The organism is Streptomyces sp. NPDC002328 (assembly GCF_042890065.1).
Taxonomy (GTDB): domain Bacteria; phylum Actinomycetota; class Actinomycetes; order Streptomycetales; family Streptomycetaceae; genus Streptomyces.
In genome coordinates, this window is the sequence record NZ_JBIARQ010000003.1 from 468,233 (window position 1) to 487,249 (window position 19,017).

General features: G+C 72.9%; 16 protein-coding genes, 1 tRNA gene and 2 pseudogenes. 10 read left to right on the forward strand and 9 right to left on the reverse strand.

Features of this window, described 5'->3' with window-relative positions:
- Positions 1-160: 160 nt before the first annotated feature.
- Both ACFYX4_RS11825 and ACFYX4_RS11830 read left to right on the forward strand, forming a co-directional pair.
- Positions 161-736 (forward strand): TerD family protein, encoded by a 576-nt coding sequence (locus ACFYX4_RS11825; RefSeq protein WP_389329859.1) that lies wholly within the window; start codon positions 161-163, stop codon positions 734-736.
- Positions 737-862: 126 nt separating this feature from the next.
- Positions 863-1,378: a GNAT family N-acetyltransferase gene (locus ACFYX4_RS11830; RefSeq protein ID WP_389329862.1), complete on the forward strand. Its 516-nt coding sequence runs from the start codon at positions 863-865 to the stop codon at positions 1,376-1,378.
- Positions 1,379-1,457: 79 nt separating this feature from the next.
- Here ACFYX4_RS11830 and ACFYX4_RS11835 read toward each other — a convergent pair whose 3' ends face one another.
- Positions 1,458-2,921, reverse strand: a complete 1,464-nt coding sequence (locus tag ACFYX4_RS11835; protein ID WP_389329865.1) for a M1 family metallopeptidase — start codon at positions 2,919-2,921, stop codon at positions 1,458-1,460.
- Positions 2,922-3,040: 119 nt separating this feature from the next.
- On the opposite strand from ACFYX4_RS11835, the gene ACFYX4_RS11840 reads away from it, so the two are divergent.
- On the forward strand, positions 3,041-3,541 hold the full coding sequence (locus ACFYX4_RS11840; RefSeq protein ID WP_389329867.1) for a hypothetical protein: 501 nt from the start codon (positions 3,041-3,043) through the stop codon (positions 3,539-3,541).
- A gap of 22 nt (positions 3,542-3,563) precedes the next feature.
- On the opposite strand, the gene ACFYX4_RS11845 is transcribed toward ACFYX4_RS11840, so the two are convergent.
- A complete protein-coding gene (locus ACFYX4_RS11845) occupies positions 3,564-4,253 on the reverse strand; it encodes a pentapeptide repeat-containing protein (protein WP_389329870.1) in 690 nt (229 codons plus the stop codon).
- Between the two features lie 117 nt (positions 4,254-4,370).
- Between ACFYX4_RS11845 and ACFYX4_RS11850 the strand changes: the two are divergent.
- The 3 genes and pseudogenes from ACFYX4_RS11850 (at position 4,371) to ACFYX4_RS11860 (ending at position 8,383) form a co-directional block, all read left to right on the forward strand.
- A pseudogene (locus ACFYX4_RS11850) lies at positions 4,371-5,533 on the forward strand (NAD(P)-binding protein).
- A 78-nt stretch (positions 5,534-5,611) separates the two neighbouring features.
- Complete coding sequence (locus ACFYX4_RS11855) at positions 5,612-6,583, forward strand: zinc-binding dehydrogenase (RefSeq protein WP_389329873.1); 972 nt, start codon at positions 5,612-5,614, stop codon at positions 6,581-6,583.
- 258 nt (positions 6,584-6,841) lie between these two features.
- Positions 6,842-8,383, forward strand: a complete 1,542-nt coding sequence (locus tag ACFYX4_RS11860; protein WP_389329876.1) for an MFS transporter — start codon at positions 6,842-6,844, stop codon at positions 8,381-8,383.
- 64 nt (positions 8,384-8,447) lie between these two features.
- Here the strand turns inward: ACFYX4_RS11860 and ACFYX4_RS11865 are convergent.
- Positions 8,448-8,618 (reverse strand): annotated as a pseudogene (locus tag ACFYX4_RS11865) (FAD-dependent oxidoreductase); the annotation flags it as partial.
- A 120-nt stretch (positions 8,619-8,738) separates the two neighbouring features.
- On the opposite strand from ACFYX4_RS11865, the gene ACFYX4_RS11870 reads away from it, so the two are divergent.
- On the forward strand, positions 8,739-9,644 hold the full coding sequence (locus tag ACFYX4_RS11870) for an aminoglycoside phosphotransferase family protein (RefSeq protein ID WP_389330258.1): 906 nt from the start codon (positions 8,739-8,741) through the stop codon (positions 9,642-9,644).
- A gap of 35 nt (positions 9,645-9,679) precedes the next feature.
- On the opposite strand, the gene ACFYX4_RS11875 is transcribed toward ACFYX4_RS11870, so the two are convergent.
- Positions 9,680-9,752: transfer RNA gene (locus ACFYX4_RS11875), tRNA-Thr, on the reverse strand.
- Positions 9,753-9,968: 216 nt separating this feature from the next.
- Here ACFYX4_RS11875 and ACFYX4_RS11880 point away from each other — a divergent pair.
- The 3 genes from ACFYX4_RS11880 (at position 9,969) to ACFYX4_RS11890 (ending at position 12,955) form a co-directional block, all read left to right on the forward strand.
- Positions 9,969-11,060, forward strand: coding sequence for an ABC transporter ATP-binding protein (locus tag ACFYX4_RS11880; protein WP_389329879.1), 1,092 nt, complete (start codon positions 9,969-9,971; stop codon positions 11,058-11,060).
- Between the two features lie 183 nt (positions 11,061-11,243).
- Entirely contained in the window at positions 11,244-11,717 is a 474-nt protein-coding gene (locus ACFYX4_RS11885; RefSeq protein WP_389329882.1) for a hypothetical protein, read from the forward strand.
- Between the two features lie 506 nt (positions 11,718-12,223).
- The gene (locus ACFYX4_RS11890) at positions 12,224-12,955 is read left to right on the forward strand and encodes an NDP-sugar synthase (protein WP_389329885.1); all 732 of its coding nucleotides are present in this window, start codon (positions 12,224-12,226) and stop codon (positions 12,953-12,955) included.
- Between the two features lie 78 nt (positions 12,956-13,033).
- Here the strand turns inward: ACFYX4_RS11890 and ACFYX4_RS11895 are convergent, their stop codons facing one another.
- The 5 genes from ACFYX4_RS11895 to ispD form a co-directional block, all read right to left on the reverse strand.
- A complete protein-coding gene (locus tag ACFYX4_RS11895) occupies positions 13,034-14,803 on the reverse strand; it encodes a DoxX family protein (RefSeq protein WP_389329888.1) in 1,770 nt (589 codons plus the stop codon).
- A gap of 190 nt (positions 14,804-14,993) precedes the next feature.
- The gene (rlmB, locus tag ACFYX4_RS11900; protein ID WP_389329891.1) at positions 14,994-15,935 is read right to left on the reverse strand and encodes a 23S rRNA (guanosine(2251)-2'-O)-methyltransferase RlmB; all 942 of its coding nucleotides are present in this window, start codon (positions 15,933-15,935) and stop codon (positions 14,994-14,996) included.
- Between the two features lie 120 nt (positions 15,936-16,055).
- Positions 16,056-17,456, reverse strand: a complete 1,401-nt coding sequence (gene cysS, locus ACFYX4_RS11905; protein WP_389329894.1) for a cysteine--tRNA ligase — start codon at positions 17,454-17,456, stop codon at positions 16,056-16,058.
- Positions 17,457-17,538: 82 nt separating this feature from the next.
- A complete protein-coding gene (ispF, locus tag ACFYX4_RS11910) occupies positions 17,539-18,033 on the reverse strand; it encodes a 2-C-methyl-D-erythritol 2,4-cyclodiphosphate synthase (RefSeq protein WP_389329897.1) in 495 nt (164 codons plus the stop codon).
- Entirely contained in the window at positions 18,023-18,775 is a 753-nt protein-coding gene (gene ispD, locus ACFYX4_RS11915) for a 2-C-methyl-D-erythritol 4-phosphate cytidylyltransferase (RefSeq protein WP_389329900.1), read from the reverse strand. Before ispD ends, ispF begins: the two co-directional genes overlap by 11 nt.
- Between the last annotated feature and the right edge of the window lie 242 nt (positions 18,776-19,017).

Sequence of the window (19,017 nt, forward strand, 5' to 3'; positions counted from 1 at the left end):
TGTGACCGGTCCACGTCATCCGAATATCCGCCGCCATCCGTGGGGCGGTGGGTAAAGAAAGCAAAGACACGGGGAACCTTGGACACCCCGCGCCGCGTTCATAGGGGTAGCTGTAGCTTCGTGGCGCACGAAGCCTCTACACACGAGGGAAAGGACTCCCATGGCTGTAAGCCTGTCCAAGGGTGGCAACGTCTCGCTCACCAAGGAGGCTCCGGGCCTGACCGCCGTCACCGTGGGCCTCGGCTGGGACGTCCGCACCACCACCGGCACGGACTTCGACCTCGACGCCTCCGCGATCGCGGTCAACCAGCAGGGCCGGGTCTACTCCGACGCCCACTTCGTCTTCTTCAACAACAAGCAGACCCCGGACAGCACCATCGTCCACACCGGTGACAACCGCACCGGCGAGGGCGCGGGCGACGACGAGGCGATCAACGTCAACCTCGCGGGCCTCCCCGCCGACGTCGACAAGATCGTCTTCCCGGTCTCCATCTACGACGCGGAGAACCGCTCGCAGAACTTCGGCCAGGTCCGCAACGCCTACATCCGCATCGTCAACCAGGCCGGCGGCACCGAGATCGCCCGCTACGACCTGTCGGAGGACGCGGCCACCGAGACGGCCATGGTCTTCGGCGAGCTGTACCGCAACGGCGCGGAGTGGAAGTTCCGCGCGGTCGGCCAGGGTTACGCCTCGGGCCTGGTCGGCATCGCCCAGGACTTCGGCGTCAACGTCTGAGTCACGAGTCACGCCTGAGCCGAGCGTGAGCAGCGTGAGTCACGCCTGAGCGAGCGTCATGTCGCGCGGAGCCCCCGGCCGGAAAAGGCCGGGGGCTCCGGCGTGCGACGGCGGTAGGTTGCCCGCGTGATCCTCGACGCGCTCCCCCATACCCCCGACGAGGCCGTCCCGGCCGCCCCGCTCCTCGAAATCACCGCCCTGTACGCCTCGAACCGCGAGTTCCAGGCGCTCAGCGGCGACTTCCCCGACCCGGACGACATCCGTCCCGAGCAGGTCGCGGCGGCGCTGGCGCGGGAGCTGGCGAACCCGGACGTGGAGGTGCTGCTCGCCCGTGACGCCGGGCGGCTCGCCGGAGTCGTCATCACCCTCGCCCACCACCCCGACCCGGCCGACCCGGACCCGTGGATCGGGCTGCTGATCGTCGACGCGGCCGTACGGGGCCAGGGCTACGGGCGGCGCATCGCCGAAACCGTCGAGTCCCGTTTCCGCACGGCCGGCCGCGCCGCCGTACGGCTCGCCGTCCTGGACGCCAACACCGACGGCCTCGTCTTCTGGACCGCCCTCGGCTACGAGGTCGTGGACCACCGGCGCGACCTCCAGCTCGCCCGCCCCTGCGCGGTGCTGCGCAAGCCCCTGCGGTGACCGGCGGGGCTGGCGGGGCCAGGCGGGGCCGGCGGGGCCAGGTGTGGCCGGCGGGGCCAGGCGGGCTGGCGGGCCCGTCTCACGCCTGGTCGGGCTTGCCCTCCCCGTGGAGCCAGTCGCGCCAGATCGGGGTGAAGTCCTTGTCGGGCGCCTGTTTCTCCACGTAGGCCGTGAACTCGGCGGTCGTGGCGTTGCCGTGGCGGTGGGCGGCGGTCCAGCCCTGGACGAGGTCGAAGAAGGCGTCGTCGCCGACGGTCTGCCGGATCTTGTGGATCACCATCGCGCCGCGCTGGTAGACCGGGTTCGCTGCGATGTTCTCGGCGTCGGTCGGTTTCGCGGGCGGGAAGGACCACAGGTCCTCGTAGAGATCCTCGCCCTCGTCGTAGAGCTGCTGGAAGGTCTCCTGGGCGGTGGCGCCGCCCTCGTCCTCGGTCCACAGCCACTCGGCGTAGGTGGCGAAGCCCTCGTTGAGCCACAGGTCGCGCCAGGTCCGGGGCGTGACGGAGTCGCCGAACCACTGGTGGGCGATCTCGTGGACGAGCAGGAGGGCTTGGGGCGCGCCGGGGAAGACGGGACGGTTCTGCGTCTCCAGGGCGTACTTGACGTCCTCCGGGCGGTCGACGATCGCCCCGCCGGAGGAGAAGGGATACGGGCCGAAGTTGTACGCCGCCCACTCCATGACCTCGGGGAGCCGGGCGAGCGCCTTGCGGCCGGCGGCGGCCTGGGTCGGGTCGACGGCGACGTACATGGGCAGCCCGCCCTCGACGGTGGACCGGGTGACCTCGTACCGGCCGATCGCGAGCGTGGCGAGATAGCTCGCCATGGGCTCGGCGGTGCGCCAGGCGAAGGCGGTGCGCCCGCCGACAGCCCGCTCGCCGCGCAGCTCGCCGTTGGAGACGGCCGTCAGCCCCTTCGGCACGGTGACGGTGACGTCGTACGACGCCTTGTCGGAGGGGTGGTGGTTGCCGGGGAACCACGCCATGGAGCCGGTCGGCTGGCCCAGTGCGAGCGCGCCGTCGGCGGTGCGCAGCCAGCCCTCCTTCGAGCCGTCCGGGTCGGTGATCGTGACGGGGCTGCCCGCGTAGCGCACGGTCGTCTCGAAGGTCTCGCCCTCGGCGAGGGCGCCGGACGGCCGGACGGTCAACTCCTGGTCCTCATGGGTGAAGGCGGCCTCGCCGCCCTCGACGGTGACCTTCTCGACCTCCAGCCCCTTCAGGTCGAGGTTGAACTCGGCGAGGGGCTCGGTGGCACGGGCGGTGATCCTGGCGGTGCCGGTCAGCCGGTGGGCGGCGGGGTCGTAGGCCAGATCCAGGGCGTAGTGCGTGACGTCGTAGCCGGCGTTGCCGGACTTCGGAAAGTACGGATCCCCGACCCCCGAGGCCGATCCGCCGCCCGAACTCCCGACTCCGTCGCACGCGGCGAGGGAGGGGGAAAGGGCGAGCACGAGCACAACAGCACCCGCCCCCGCGACGGACCGTGCCCGTGACCGGGACCGGAGGCGGAACCGAGACCGTGACCGGACAAGACGCGCGGATCGGGACATGCCAGTGATCCTATGGCCACGGACCACACCCCGCCGAGGCATTTGCCCTCCCCCGACCCGGGCCCGGCCATCCAACGGCGCGGTCCGGTCCCCGTCAGGGCCGTGACACCATCGCCTACGTGCTCGACATCGGCTACGCCCTTTCCAACCGCTTCCCCGACCCCCCGCAGACCGACTACCGCCGCGCGGACGTCCGTGCGCTGCGGCACGACCTGTTCTGCGGAGACGTCTACCTCGCCGACACCAAGGCGGACCGGGAGCTGTCCACAGCCTGGGGATGGGTGCCGGTGCTGGACTTCGCGTGGGCGCTGTGCGACATCGTGGAGCGCATCGACCGGGACCCCGCGGGCTCCCGCGCCTCCCGCCCCCAGCACGCGGAGCTGGACTTCACCGAGTCCACCGACCGCATGCTCTTCGAGCGCCGCTTCGGCTGGGTGGACATCGAGGCCGACTGGATGCCTGCCGAGGAACCCCCGCTGACCTTCTCCCACTCCGAACTCCGGCGCGAGGCCCGCGACTTCCTGCACGACCTGCTCGCCGACCTCACCGACCTCCACGACGACCTGGCCGAGAACCCCGCGATCTGGACCCTCCAGGCCAGGTTCCCCCGAGTGAGCTGACCCGGGAGGCGGCGCCGCCCCTTCAGTCCTCCACTCTGATCCCCAACTCCGCCGCCAACACCGGTGCCAGATCGAGCAGTTGGGCCGTACTGATCACCGCTCCCGACAGACGGTCCAGGCCGCCCGCGATGCCCAGTTCCGCCGCGCCCCGCAGATCTACGTCGGTCAGCGTGGCGGCGGTGAAGTCGGCGGCCTTCAGGACGCAGTCCACGAACTCGACCCGCTCCAGCCGGGCGCCCCCGAAGTCGGGCTCCACCAGCACACAGCCCTCGAAGACGACGTCCCGCAGCCGCGCCTGCCGCAGATTCAGATAGTCGATCTTGCCGCCGCGCACCAGCACCCGCTCCAGGACGCTGCCGTGCAGCTGGACGCCGCCCAGCCGGGCGTCCACGATCTCGACGTCCCGCAGCGTCGCCTCGGCCAGGTCCGTGCCGACACCCCGTACGCCAGTGAGGACCGAGTCGAGGAAACGGGCGTGGTGCAGCCGCGTCCCGTCCAGCGCGCAGTCCCTCAGCGCGCAGTCCATGAAACGCGCCCCCGCCCCGTCCTGCCCCGCCAGGTCCGTCCCCGCGAACTCCGCCCCGTCGTAGTCCCCGTCGGGCTCCACCTCCCCGTCCTCGAACGGCTCCAGCGCCCCCGGCAGCCGCACCTCCGGCCGCCGAGCACCCTTCACCGCACTCCGGCCACCCCCGCCGACACCTGTCCTCGCCATGCCCCCATCCTGCACCCCACCACTGACAATCACCCTGACCTGCACAAACGCCCCGATGTCACAAAACCGGGCCCCTAACCGGTCTTATCCGCGACGACCGAAACCGAAGGAGAACCCATGCACCGCATCACCGTCGTCGGCGGCGGTTTCGCCGGTCTCACCGCCGCCATCGCCGCCGCCGAGGCGGGCGCCAAGGTCACCCTGCACGAGGCCCACCACACCCTCGGCGGACGAGCCCGGACCGCGGAAGGCCCGTACCGGACGAACGAAGGCCCGCACGCCCTCTACAACGGCGGCCCGCACTGGGCCTGGCTCGCGCAGCGCGACCTCATCCCACCGCTCGCGCCCCTCCCGCCGCTGGAGGCGGCCCGCCTGCGGCTGCGCCACCGCGGCGTCCTGCGCCGCACCCCGCCGTTCGCGATGCTGAAGCTGCTGCGCCCCGCCGCACGCCACCGCGCGCCCGTGGACGTCGACTTCCTCACCTGGGCGAGCGAGCTGGCCGGCGAGGAGGGCGCCCGCGCCGCCGCGCACTTCGGCGCCGTCGCGCTCTTCCACCACGACCCCGGCGCGCTGTCCGCCGCCTTCGTGCAGGAGCGGCTGCGCCGCGCCACCAAGCTGCCGCCCGAGGCGCACTACCCGCGCGGCGGCTGGGGCACGCTCGTCGACCGGATGGCGGCCCGCGCGTGGAACCTCGGCGTGCGCATGGAGACGCTGTCCCGCGTCGGGACGCTGCCCACCGACTCCCCGGTGATCGTCGCCACCTCCCTGGACGCCGCCCGCCTCCTCCTCAAGGACGACTCCCTCACCTGGCCGAGCGGCCGCACCGCACTGCTCGACCTCGCCGTCCGCACCCGCCGGGGCGACCTATTCGCCGTCTCCGACCTGGACGCCCCCGGCTGGCTCGAACGGTTCACCGCCCAGGACCGCACCCTCGCCCCGGCCGGCGAGCAGCTGATCCAGGGCAGATCCCGATCGCCCCGCACGAGACCAAGGCCGACGGCGTCACGCGCGCGGAGCAGCTCCTCGACCTCGGCTTCCCCGGCTGGCGCGAGCGCGTCACCTGGCGGCGCGCGTCCGTCGCGGCGGGCCGTACGGGGGCGGTGGACCTGCCCGGCACGAGCTGGCGCGACCGCCCGGCCGTCGACCGGGGCGACGGCGTGTACCTGGCCGGCGACCAGGTGGCCGCCCCGGGCGTGCTCTCCGAGGTCTCCCTCACCAGCGCCCTGACCGCCGTCTCCCTCGCCCTCGGCCGGAACTCCCTTGACCTCAAGCACGCTTGAGGTCGAAGAGTGGGGCCTGCGCGCGAAGGGCGTCGGGGGACCCTTCGCGCGCGTCACCAACGACGACTAGGGGGACCCATGCACGCCATCCGCCTGCACGCCTTCGGCCCGGCCGAGAACCTGACCTACGAGGAGGTCGAGGACCCGCATCCCGGCCCCGGCCAGGTCCGCGTCGCCGTGGAGGCCGCCGGCGTGCATCTGCTCGACACCGCCCTGCGCGAGGGCGAGCAGGGCCCGGCGCCCGAGCCGACGCGGCTGCCCACGATCCCCGGCCGCGAGGTCGCCGGCGTCGTGGAGTCCCTCGGCGAGGGCGTCGACGCGGCATGGCTCGGCAGACGGGTCGTCGCCCACCTCGGCTTCGCCCCCGGCGGCTACGCCGAACGCGCCGTCACCGAGGCCGACCGCCTGCACGAGATCCCGGCGGGCCTGGACCCCGCCCGGGCGGTCGCGATGATCGGCACGGGGCGTACGGCGCTGGGGATCGCCCAGTTCGCCGAGCTGGGCCCGGACGCGGTGGTCGTCGTCCCGGCCGCGGCGGGCGGCGTCGGCACCCTGCTCGTGCAGTACGCGAAGAACGCGGGCGCCACCGTCGTAGGCCTCGCCGGCGGCCCCGGCAAGACGGCCCGCGTCCAGGAGAACGGCGCCGACCTCGCCGTCGACTACATGGACCCCGCCTGGCCGGACAAGGTCCGCGCCTTCCTCGGCGGCCGGTCCGCCACCCTCGTCTTCGACGGCGTCGGCGGCGACGTCGCCCGGGAGGCGGTGGCCCTGCTCGGACCTGGCGGGAAGCACCTCGTCTTCGGCTGGTCGGCGGAGGGCGTCCGCGGCGGCAAGGGGCTCTTCGTCGAAGGCGTCTCCGAGTCGGTCCTCGGGCCGGCGATGCTGGCGCGGGCCGGTGGCCTGCGCGCCCTGGAACTGCGTGCCCTCGCCGAGGCCGGCGCCGGCCGCCTCACCCCGGCGGTGCACCGCTTCCCCCTCGCCGAGGCAGCCGCGGCCCACCGCGCGCTGGAGACCCGCGGAACGATCGGCAAGGTGGTCCTGGAGCCGTAGGGGAGATCCCGCGGGCCACCCGGAGACGAGCAGCGGATCACGCCGCAGACGTGACGCGGAGGGGGGCGGACCCACTGGGCAGATCACCCCACAGAGCTAGGGGACCGACACACCCAGCGGGTCAAGGCGCAGACGCACAACCCCGGCCAGCCCGGCAGATCACCCCACGGAGCTAGGGGACCACCCCCCGGCCCTCGGGCCTGCCCCGACCGCCCCGCCCCACATGCGCCCCCGCCCCATCCGTGATCTTCTGGCCGGGTGACCGTCCACCGGGCAGGTGAGCCCGCGCCGGCCCCTGCCCCCGACTCCGAGCCCACTCCCGACTCCGAGCCCGCCCCCGACCCCCGACGCTGGTGGGCTCTGATGATCATCGCGCTCGCGCAGCTCATGGTCGTCCTGGACGCGACGATCGTGAACATCGCGCTGCCCTCCGCGCAGCGGGCCCTGGGCATGACCGACGGCAACCGCCAGTGGGTCATCACCGCCTACTCGCTGGCCTTCGGCGGTCTCCTCCTGCTCGGCGGGCGCATCGCCGACCTGGTCGGTCGCAAGCGCACCTTCGTCATCGGCCTGGTCGGCTTCGCCCTCGCCTCGGTGTTCGGCGGCGCGGCCGTCACCCCTGGCATGCTGTTCGCCGCCCGCGCCCTCCAGGGCGTGTTCGCCGCCGTCCTCGCCCCGTCCGCGCTCAGCCTGCTGACCACGACGTTCACCGACCCGAAGGAACGCGCGAAGGCCTTCGGCACCTACGGCACGCTCTCCGCCAGCGGCGCGGCCATCGGCTTCATCGTCGGCGGGCTGCTCACCGAGTACCTGAACTGGCGCTGGTGCCTGTACGTCAACGTGCCCGTCGCGGTCGCCGCCGTCTTCGGCGCCGTCACCGTCCTGCGCGACCGCCCCGGCGAGACCGCGGCCCGGCTGGACGTGCCCGGCGTGCTGCTGGGCTGCGGCGGCCTGGTCTGCATCGTGTACGCCGTCAGCGAGGCCGAGCCGCGCGGCTGGACCGACCCGCTGGTGCCGGCCCTGCTGGCGGCCGGGATCGCGCTCCTCACGGTGTTCGTGTGGTGGCAGACGAGGGCGCCGGTGCCGCTGCTGCCCCTGCACGTGGTCCGGGACCGCAACCGCGCGGGCTGCTTCCTGACGATGGCCCTGGCCGTCGTCGGCATGTTCGGCATGTTCCTGTTCATGACGTACTACCTCCAGGTGGTCCTGAAGTACTCCCCGGTGCAGACCGGCCTCGCCTTCCTCCCCCTCACCGCGTCGATCGTCACCGGCTCCACCCAGATCTCGGCCCGTCTGATCAACCGGGTCCCGCCGCGCATGCTGATGGCTCCCGGCATGGTCCTGGCGGCCTGCGGGATGCTGGTCCTCACCCGGATGACCGTGGACAGCGCGTACGTCACGGAGATCCTGCCCGCGCTGGTCCTGATGGGCCTCGGCATGGGCCTGACCTTCATGCCGGTGTTCTCCACGGCCACCGCCGGCGTCGACCCGCAGGACGCCGGGGTGACGTCGGCGACCGTCAACACCTCGCAGCAGGTGGGCGGCTCGATCGGCACGACGCTGCTGAACACGATCGCGACGACCAGCGGCACGGCGTACGTCGGCGCCCACCTCACCGACCCGGCGGGCCGGGCGCGGATCGCGGCGGAGGGCACGGTGCACGGCTACACGGTCGCCATCTGGTGGGCCGCCGGCATCATGCTGCTGGCCGCCGTGGTGGCGGGCCTGATGGTCACCGGCCGGCCGACCCGGCAGGACGCCCCGGCGGAGGAGACGGCGGTCCCGGAATCGATCACCTGAGACCACCTCAGGTCACCTGAAATCATCTCAGGCCATCTGAAAGCACCTCACGCGCCCTGAGGCCGGCCGCCTTCTTCAGGTAGTACGCGGTCCACAGCCCGGTGTATCCGCCGCCGACGATGACGACGTCCGCGGCGGCGTCGCCGGCGAGCGGCTCCCGGACCGCCGGAAGGCCGTCGTCCGCGTACCAGTAGGAGATCCCGCCGTTCACGACATCGCGCGCCGAGCTGCTCATGGCCGGACGTCAACCCGCGCGGGCGCACGCCGTCTCCTACGGATTCCGTCGTCCCGCACACCCTCGACCGCTGGCGGCGCACGCCGGAAAACGGGGTGAACGCGCGCGTGGCGGGCCCGTATCGTCCGGGACGTGATCGACGTTCCGAAGGCACTGGCGGCGGCACAGGCGAAGGCCAACGGGGAGGCGGGGCGGGCGTTCGTCGCCGCGCTGCCGGGGCTGGCGGCGGAGTTCCTGGAGCGCTGGGAGCTGCGCGTCGACGGCGCCCCGATGCACGGCGTGTCGGCGCTGGTCCTGCCGGTCACCGCCGCCGATGGCACCCGGGCAGTGCTGAAGCTCCAGCTGCTCGACGAGGAGACTGAGGGCGAACCGGTCGCCCTGCGGATCTGGGCCGGCGAGCGGGCCGTGCGGCTGCTGCGGCACGACGAGCCGACCGGCGCCCTGCTCCTCGAACGCCTCGACGCGGCCCGCATGCTCTCGTCGGTCCCGGACCCGCACGAAGGGGTCCTCGTGATCGCCCGTCTGCTGGCCGGCCTGACGGCCGTCGCAGCGCCGCCGGGCATGCGCAGTCTGGGCGACATCGCGGCGGAGATGCTGGAGCGGACCCCGTGGGCGCTGGCCCGCGTCCCGGACCCGCCCACCCGGCGGCTGATCGCCGACTGCGCCGCCGCCCTGCGCGAGGTCGCGGACGACCCCGGCGACCGCCTGCTGCACTGGGACCTGCACGACGAGAACGTCCTCGCCGCCGACCGCGCCCCCTGGCTCGCCATCGACCCCAAGCCCCTCGCCGGCGACCCCGGCTTCGAACTCTGGCCCGCCCTGGCCAACCGCTTCGACGCCGCCGACGTCCGCTGGCGCTTCGACGCGATGACCGAGGTCCTGTCCCTGGACCGCCCCCGAGCCCACGCCTGGACCCTGGCCCGCCTCCTCCAGAACACCCTCTGGACCATCGAGGACGGCGACGGCCCCGACGAACAATCCCTGGAAATCGCCCACCGCCTGAACCCTCACGGCGGCCACCCATGACAGACCGAAAAAGCCGACCCACGACCGGCTGACAGAGCCCCCTGTCGGACTCGAACCGACGACCTTCGCTTTACAAGAGCGGTGCTCTACCAACTGAGCTAAGGAGGCGTGCGCGGGTCGGACGGACTCGCGCCCGTGCAGTGTACCCAGGTCGCGGGTGGGGGCCGTCGAAAATTTCCGCGAAGTTCACATGCCCTCGGGTGCTGACAGACCGGCGGCGGCCGGGTACGGTCCTGAGCCAGTTCACTCGCGTGGACTACACCAACCACCTTCCTACAACGGATCGTCCGGCACGTTCCTGCCGGTAGAAGGGGGCCCATCACCATGGCCACTGTCTCGTTCGACAAGGCGACCCGGATCTACCCGGGTTCCACGAAGCCCGCCGTCGACGCACTCGACATCGAGATCGAGGACGGCGAGTTCCTCGTCCTGGTCGGCCCGTCGGGTTGCGGCAAGTCCACCTCGCTCCGGATGCTCGCGGGGCTCGAGGACGTCAACGGCGGCGCCATCCGCATCGGCGACCGCGACGTCACGCACCTGCCGCCCAAGGACCGGGACATCGCCATGGTGTTCCAGAACTACGCCCTCTACCCGCACATGTCCGTCGCCGACAACATGGGCTTCGCGCTCAAGATCGCCGGCGTCAACAAGGCGGAGATCCGGCAGAAGGTCGAGGAGGCCGCGAAGATCCTCGACCTCACCGAGTACCTCGACCGCAAGCCGAAGGCGCTCTCCGGCGGTCAGCGCCAGCGTGTGGCGATGGGCCGCGCCATCGTGCGTGAGCCGCAGGTCTTCCTCATGGACGAGCCGCTGTCCAACCTGGACGCCAAGCTCCGCGTCTCGACCCGTACGCAGATCGCCTCGCTCCAGCGCCGCCTCGGCATCACCACCGTCTACGTCACCCACGACCAGGTCGAGGCCATGACGATGGGCGACCGGGTGGCGGTCCTCAAGGACGGTCTGCTCCAGCAGGTCGACACCCCGCGCAACATGTACGACCGTCCCGCGAACCTCTTCGTGGCCGGCTTCATCGGCTCCCCGGCGATGAACCTCGTCGAGGTCCCGATCGCCGACGGCGGCGTGAAGTTCGGCAACTCGGTCGTGCCGGTCCAGCGCGACGCGATCTCCGCGACCACCGACAAGACGGTCACCGTGGGCGTCCGCCCCGAGCACTTCGACGTCGCCGGCGCGGAGTCCGACCAGGGCCTCGCGGTCACCGTGAATGTCGTCGAGGAGCTGGGCGCCGACGCGTACGTCTACGGCACCGCCAAGCTCGGCGACGGCGACTCCAAGGACCTCGTCGTCCGCGTCAGCGGCCGTGACGTCCCGGAGAAGGGCAGCACGCTGCACGTCGTCCCGCGCGCGGGCGAGACCCACGTGTTCTCCACCTCGACGGGCGAGCGCCTCTCCGACTGACCTCGACCGACCTCCGAGCGACCTCGGCGACGAGAAGGGCCCCGCGGACTGCCGCGGGGCCCTTCTCGCTGTCGCATTTCGAACGGCTCTCGTCAACCCCCTACCCAAAAAGATGCACCTCTTCATCCCCCGACCGAGTGACTGAATGTCGCCGAATCATTACCCCGCGCTACCCTCACACGCGTGAAGCACTCCGTGAAGCACTCCAGCACCCCTCAGACGCGACGCGGCCGGGGCCCCGCCCGGCGGATCGGTCGCTCCCTCGCTCTCGTCCTGCCCGTCGTCATGGTGCTCTCGGGCACCCTCGCCGTCACCCGGGTCAACTGGTCGGGGGACCCCTCGGATTCGGTGCTCACCGCCTCCGACGCCTCCGCCGCCACCGCGCACCGCACCTCGCACAGCACCGCGAAGGCCCCGCAGGACGTCCTGCGCGACCGCCTGCTGACCGAACTCCACGAAGAGGACCCGGGCGTCGCGCTGACCCACCTCCAGGAGGCGGTGAACGGCAAGCCGTCCCTGGCGAAGCACTGCGCCTCCATCGCCCGAGCCCTCGGCCGCGCCGCGGTACGCCTCCACGGCCCGTCCCAGGCCCAGTCCTACTCACGCCCCGTCTGCGACACGTCGTTCGCGTCGGGCGTGATGGCCGCGCGGGGTTGAGCCGACGAGGCTGAGCCGCCAAGGCTGAGCCGCCAGGGTTAAGCCGATGGGGCTGAGCCGATGGGGCTGAGCCGCCGGGGCTGAGCCGATGGGGCTGAGCCGATGGGGCTGAGCCGATGGGGTGTGGGCCCTGCGCGGGCCCACACCCGCCGGGGCCAACACCCGCTAAGGCCTATACCCGCCGGGGCCCACACCCGCCGGGGCCACACCCGTAGGCCCCCACCCGCCAGGGCCCACACCCACCAAGGCCCGTCGGGCGGATCGACGCGCAGGGATCCGACCGGCGGCGGCTCGCCAGTGCCAGTGCCGGTGCCGGTGAGCGCCGAGCCCCGCGTACGCGGCCGGATCCGCCGGACAGTCCCTGCGCCGCCGCGACTTGAGCCCACCCCCGAGAGCCACCACCCCCGGCACCCCCGCGGCACGCCCACGCCTCCGCCGCGCATCCCCCGCGCATCCCCCCGGGGGACCCGCCAGGGTGCCGGCCAGCGCCGCGTACAGTGCCGGTCATGACCGATCCGCGTGCCGTGTCCCGACCCACGCAAGCCGTCGTCCTGGCCGGGGGCCAGGGGTCGCGGCTGCGTCCCTACACCGACGACCGGCCCAAGCCGATGGTCGAGATCCCCGGGACGGGGAAGCCGATCATCGGCCACCAGCTGAGCTGGCTCGCCGAGGAGGGCGTCACCCACGTCGTGGTCTCCTGCGGGCACCTCGCCGACGTCCTGGAGAAGTGGCTGGAGACGGCCGACCTGCCGGTCGAGGTCACGACCGTCGTCGAGTCCGAGCCCCTGGGCCGCGGCGGCGGCCTCAAGTACGCCGCCGCCCGCCTCCCCCACCCCGACCGGCCCTGGTACGCCACCAACGGCGACATCTGGACCCGCTTCTCGCTGCGCGACATGGCGGACTTCCACACCGAGCGCGACGCCCTCGCCACCCTCGCGCTGGCGCGTCCGCGCATCCCCTGGGGAGCGGTGAAGACGGACGGCTTCGGCCACATCACGGACTTCATCGAGGCGCCGCCGACGACGTACGAGATCAACGCGGGCGTGTACGTCTTCTCCCCCGAGTTCGCCGATCTGCTGCCCGAGCGCGGGGACCACGAACGGACGACCTTCCCGCATCTGGCCCGGGAGCGCCGGCTCGCCGGGTTCCCGATCCCGCAGGGCGCGTACTGGCGGGCCATCGACACGGCGAAGGACCTCACGGAGGCCGCGAAGGAACTGGCCGCGCTGGGTCGCTGACGGTTCGGCAGAGCAGAGGGGACGTGAGTGTCCCCCGGTGCTCAGCAGCGCACCGGGGGACACATCGCTTCAGCGCCGTCAGCCGAGCAGGCCTCCCACCAGCCCCGGTCGGCCCGTCGACGACGAGCCGCCGGTGTCGTCGGAGCCGCCGCTCGTGGAGCCCCCCGTGCTGGAGGAGCCGCCGGAGGTCGGGCCGGACGTGGTGCTGGGGGCCTGCTCCTCCGGGGTGGACTGCTCCGGCGGGGCCTGGCCGCCGCCCGTGCCCTGGGTCTGGCTGGGCGCGCCCGTGGTGGCGCTCTCGGTGTCGTCCCGGGTGGCGTCCGGGGCGCTGTCCGTGCCGGCCGTGGGAGTCGCCGAGGTGGCCTCCCGCGGGGGCTCGCTGGACGACTCGGACGGCTTCTCGCTGGGACGCTGACCGTCGCCGGACTCCCGCGGCGGCGGGGACCCGGGCAGCTCGTTGCGCGGGGCCTCCCCCGGGCCGGGGACGACGACCCGGTCGGCGTCGCGGACGGCGCCGCCGAGCACGGACCCGACCAGCAGCGTCAGCCCGGCGGTGATCGCGGCGACCAGAGCCCCGCGGCGCAGGACGTGGAGGCGCAGGTCCCACAGGTCGGCGCGCGGACCGAGCCGCCGCCAGGCGCCGGCGGTGAGACGGCCGTCCACGGAGTAGACGGGGGCGCCGGCGATGATCAGCGGCGACCAGGCGGCGAGGTAGATGATGTCGGGCGTCGCGTAGACCGGGGCGGTCTTCCAGCTGACGGTCACGAGCAGCGCGGCGGAGAGCGACGCGCCGACGAACGCCGCGACCCGCTGCCAGCAGCCCAGGACCGTGAGGACGCCCACGATCACCTGGAGGAAGGCGATGACGAGCCCGGAGCCGACGGGGTGATGCAGGGCGAACTGCCGCAGCGGCTCGGCGACTTCCCACGGGTGCAGGGTGTTGAGCCACTTCACCATGGAGCCGCGCTCGCCGCCGTCGAAGTACACGGGGTCGCACAGCTTGCCCATGCCGGCGTAGACGGAGATGAAGCCGAGGAGGACGCGCAGCGGGAGCAGGACCACGCCGAGGTTCATCCGGCGGTCGGGGTAGAACGCGTGCCGGGCGGGGTCGTCGCCGTGGCGCTTGGCCCGCGGGCGGGCGCTCTGCGCGGCGACGGCCTCGCCGAAGTCCTCGAACCGGGCCTCGTCGTAAGCGGCTTCGTCGTATCCCGCCTGGTCGTGGCCCGGCTGTCCGTAGCCCGGCCGGTCGTGGCCGGGGCCGCCTCCGTGGCCCGGCGGGGCGTAGGCGGGCTCGTCGTAGGCGCTGCCGACGGTGCGCATGGCCGGCAGGATCCGGTTCTCGCCGGCGCCGGGCGTGCGCTGGGCGCCGACGACCGGGGTCTCGAGGGTCTGCGCGGTGAGTTCGCCGTCGTAGCCCTCGTCGGCCCCGACGCGGGGGATGACCCGGGTGGCTCCGGCGACGCCGGCGGGCGGTTCGCCGTGGCCGACGCTGCCCGCCCGCACGGCCTGGAGGAGGCGGTGGGCGCCGGTGTCGTCCGGGGCCGACCGGCCGCTCCAGACGACGGCGCGGCGGCGGGTCCCGGCGGGCGCGCCGGCCATGCCCGCTCTGCCCGCCGCCCCGACGACGGGGATGCGCGCGGTGTCCTCGGTGGCGCTCAAGTGCCGTGCGACGCGCGGGGATTGGTTGCGCCGTGCCGACGCGCCCAACTGCACGCGGAAGCTCGCGTGACTGACGATGACCTGCGCCGGATCGCTCGGCACCTTCACCATGCTCAGCGCGGGAGCGTCGTCGAATCCCGACGAGCGGTCCCCCGTGGGTGTGCGGGGTGTTCTGGTGTCCACACTCATCTAACCGAGTGATGTGTGGTTAGGACACTGCCTTGACCCACCGGATGTGTCCGGACGCCGTCAAGGCTGCCCCGGCCGTCGGATCAGGCCCCTCCGGGTGAGCAACCGGAAGCCTGTCCAACCCACTTGAGCCGCCTCAGCCCCTCAGCGAGCCCCGAGCGCCTCAGCCCGCCGCCGAGCGCCTCAGCCCTCAGCCCCGTCGCCGAGCCGCCTCGTACAGCACGACCCCCGCCGCCACACCCGCGTTGAGCGACTCCGCGCCGCCCGGCATGGGGATGCGGACCCGGAAGTCGCAGGTCTCGCCGACCAGTCGGGACAGGCCCTTGCCCTCGCTGCCGACGACGATGACGACCGGGCCGTCCAGGGCCTCCAACTCGCCGATCTCCGCCTCGCCGTCGGCGGCCAGGCCGACGACCACGATGCCGGCCTTCTTGTAGGCCTCCAACGCGCGCGTGAGGTTGGTGGCACGGGCCACCGGGGTGCGGGCGGCCGTGCCCGCCGAGGTCTTCCAGGCGCCGGCGGTCATGCCGGCGGCGCGGCGCTCGGGGACGACGACGCCGTGGCCGCCGAAGGCGGAGACGGAGCGGACGACGGCGCCGAGGTTGCGCGGGTCGGTCACGCCGTCGAGCGCGACGATCAGCGGGTCCTCACCGGCGTCGTAGGCGGCGGCGGCGAGGTCCTCGGGGTGCGCGTACTCGTAGGGCGGGACCTGGAGGACGAGACCCTGGTGGTTCAGGCCGTTCGTCATGCGGTCCAGCTCGGGGCGCGGGGCCTCCATGAGGTTGATGCCGCCGCGCTCGGCCGCGAGCTGGAGCGCCTCGCGCACCCGCTCGTCGTTGTCGATGAACTGCTGGACGTACAGCGTCGACGCGGGCACGCCCTCGCGCAGCGCCTCGACGACCGGGTTGCGGCCGACGACCAGTTCGGACGTGCCCTTGCCGCCCCGGCCGCGGACCACGGGCCGGCGCTGGGCCTGCTTGGTCTTGGCGGTGGCGATGCGGTTCTTCTTGTGGCCCTTGCGCATCTCGGCGGGCGGGGTCGGGCCCTTGCCCTCCAGGCCCCGGCGCCGCTGGCCGCCGCTGCCGACCTGCGCGCCCTTCTTGCCGGACATGCGACGGTTGTTGGCTGCCATGACCTACCTGTTTCCGTGAACTGTCGTACGTGCGTACATGCAGTGTGCCGCCCGGGAGGCAGGACGGCACAATCGATCAAGCCGTCAAGCCGTCAAGCCGTCAAGCTGGCGAGCCGGGGCCTAGCGCGGGCCGAGCGACCAGCGCGGCCCCTGCGGGCCGTCCTCGATGACGAGTCCCGACTGGTTGAGCTGGTCGCGGATGGCGTCCGCGGTGCCCCAGTCCTTGCGCCCCCGGGCCGCCTCGCGCTGGTCGAGGACGAGGCGTACGAGGCTGTCGACGACCCCATGCAGGTCCTCGCCCCGGTCGGTCTCCCCCGCCCAGTGCGGGTCGAGCGGGTCCAGGCCGAGGACGCCGAGCATGGCGCGGACCTCGGCGAGGCGGGCCACGGCGGCTTCCTTGTCGTCGGCGGCGAGGGCGGAGTTGCCCTGCCGGACCGTCGTGTGCACGACCGCGAGCGCCTGCGGGACGCCCAGGTCGTCGTCCATCGCCTCGGCGAAGGCCGGCGGCACCTCGGCGGCGGGCTCGACGACGCCCCCCGCCTTCTCGACGACCCGCTGCACGAAGCCCTCGATCCGCGCGAACGCCGACTCGGCCTCGCGCAGCGACTCCTCGCTGTACTCGATCATCGAACGGTAGTGCGGCGTGCCGAGGTAGTAGCGCAGGACGATGGGCCGCCAGTGCTTGACCATCTCGGCGACGAGGACGCTGTTGCCCAGCGACTTCGACATCTTCTCGCCGCTCATGGTGACCCAGGCGTTGTGCACCCAGTACTGCGCGAAGTCGTCGCCGTAGGCCTTGGCCTGGGCGATCTCGTTCTCGTGGTGCGGGAAGATCAGGTCGAGGCCGCCGCCGTGGACGTCGAACGTGGAGCCCAGGTACTTGTGGGCCATCGCCGAGCACTCCAGGTGCCAGCCGGGCCGGCCGCGGCCCCACGGGGTCTCCCAGCTGGGCTCCCCGGGCTTGGCCGCCTTCCACATGGCGAAGTCGCGGGGGTCCCGCTTGCCCGTCTCGCCGTCGCCGGAGGGCTGGAGCAGGTTGTCCAGCTCCTGGTTGGACAGCTGGAGGTACTCCGGGAAGGAGCGCACGTCGAAGTAGACGTTGCCGTCGGCCTCGTAGGCGTGCCCGCGCTCGATGAGCCCGCGCATCATCTCGATCATCTCGGGGACGTGCCCGGTGGCCCGCGGCTCGTACGTCGGCGGCAGGCAGCCGAGGACCTGGTAGCCGTCGTTGAACGCGCGCTCGTTCTCGTACCCGATGGACCACCAGGGGCGGCCCTGGTCGTGCGACTTGACGATGATCTTGTCGTCGATGTCGGTGACGTTGCGGACGAACGTGACGTCGTAGCCGCGGTGGGCGAACCAGCGGCGCATGATGTCGAAGTTCAGGCCCGAGCGGATGTGCCCGATGTGCGGGGCCGCCTGCACGGTGGCGCCACAGAGGTAGATCGAGACGCAACCCGGCTTGAGCGGGGTGAAGTCACGGATCTGCCGGGCGCTGGTGTCGTACAGGCGAATAGTCACCCCTCCAGGGTAGTGGGCGTGGGACGATGCCCCGCGCCCTTCCGCCCCACGGCCACACATTCGTGACACGGCACGGCATATGTCAGCCGGTGCGCGCCACCAACGCCGTCGCCACCGCCATCAGCCCCTCGTCACGGCCGGGGAAACCGAGGCCGTCGGTGGTCGCGCCGGAGACCGAGACGGGGGCGCCCGCCGCCTCCGACAGGATCTTCTGGGCCTCTTCGCGCCGTTTTCCGATCTTCGGGCGCGGGCCGACCACCTGGACGGCGATGTTGCCGACGGTGAAGCCGGCCTCGCGGACGATGCGCGCGGCCTCCGTCAGCAGGGTCACCCCGGAGGCGCCGGACCACTCGGGGCGGCCGGTGCCGAAGTGCTGTCCCAGGTCGCCGAGTCCGGCGGCGGAGAAGAGCGCGTTGCACGCGGCGTGCGCGACGACGTCGGCGTCGGAGTGGCCGGCCAGGCCCGGTCCCTCGCCCTCCCACTTCAGGCCCGCGCACCACAGCTCGCGGCCCTCCTCGAAGGCGTGGATGTCGGTGCCGATGCCGACCTGGGGCAGAAGTGGCCTGTCAGAAGCCATCGTTGAGCCTCCTGCGGGCGAGGACCGCCTCCGCGAGGACGAGGTCCAGCGGGCGCGTCACCTTGAACGCCTCCTCGTGTCCGGGGACGGCGACGACGGTCAGCCCGAGCCGCTCGACCATGCCGGCGTCGTCGGTCACCTCGTCGGTCACCGTCTCGTGGGCACGGACCAGGGCGGCGCGGTCGAAGCCCTGGGGCGTCTGGACGGCGCGCAGCCGGGCCCGCACCGGGGTGGCCACCACCGGCTCCGGGTCCCCGGGGGCCGCCGACGGCTCGACCTCCTTGACGGTGTCGGCGAGGGGCAGCGCCGGGACGACGGCCGGGGCGCCGTCGCGGACGGCCTCGATCACGGCGTCGACGGTGTCGACGGGCACCAGCGGCCGGGCCGCGTCGTGCACGAGGACGATGTCGTGACCGGGCGGCAGCGCCTCCAGGCCCAGCCGAACCGACTCCTGGCGGCTCTCGCCGCCGGGGACGACGACGAAGTCGGTGCGCTCGGGCAGGGCGTGCGCGTCGAGCAGCGACCTGACCTCGGCGGCGCCGTCCGGCGGGGCCACCACGACCACGAGGGAGACCGCGCGGGAGGCGGCGAGGGCACGCACCGCGTGGATCAGCATGGGGGTCCCGCCCAGCGCGCGGAGCGCCTTGGGAGCGCCCGGACCGAGGCGCACGCCCCGGCCGGCGGCCGGAATCACCGCTGCCGCGCGGATCGGGGCGGGCGAGGGACGCGAATCGTCAGACATCGGTTCCTGTCAGGTTTGTGTGCTCGGCCTTGGTGGGTACGGAGACAGCGTGCCGGGCGCGATGCCTTGACCGGACCCTTCCGTGACACCGGTCGAGCCAGCTGCCCGGGCCCGGCACACCAGGATCGGGGGACTTTCCCCGAAGCGACACGCACAACGCGGGTGACGCACAACGCGGGGGACGCGCGACGACGGTGACGCGCGACGGCATTGCGCGGCATCGCAAAAGAAACACGCGTACG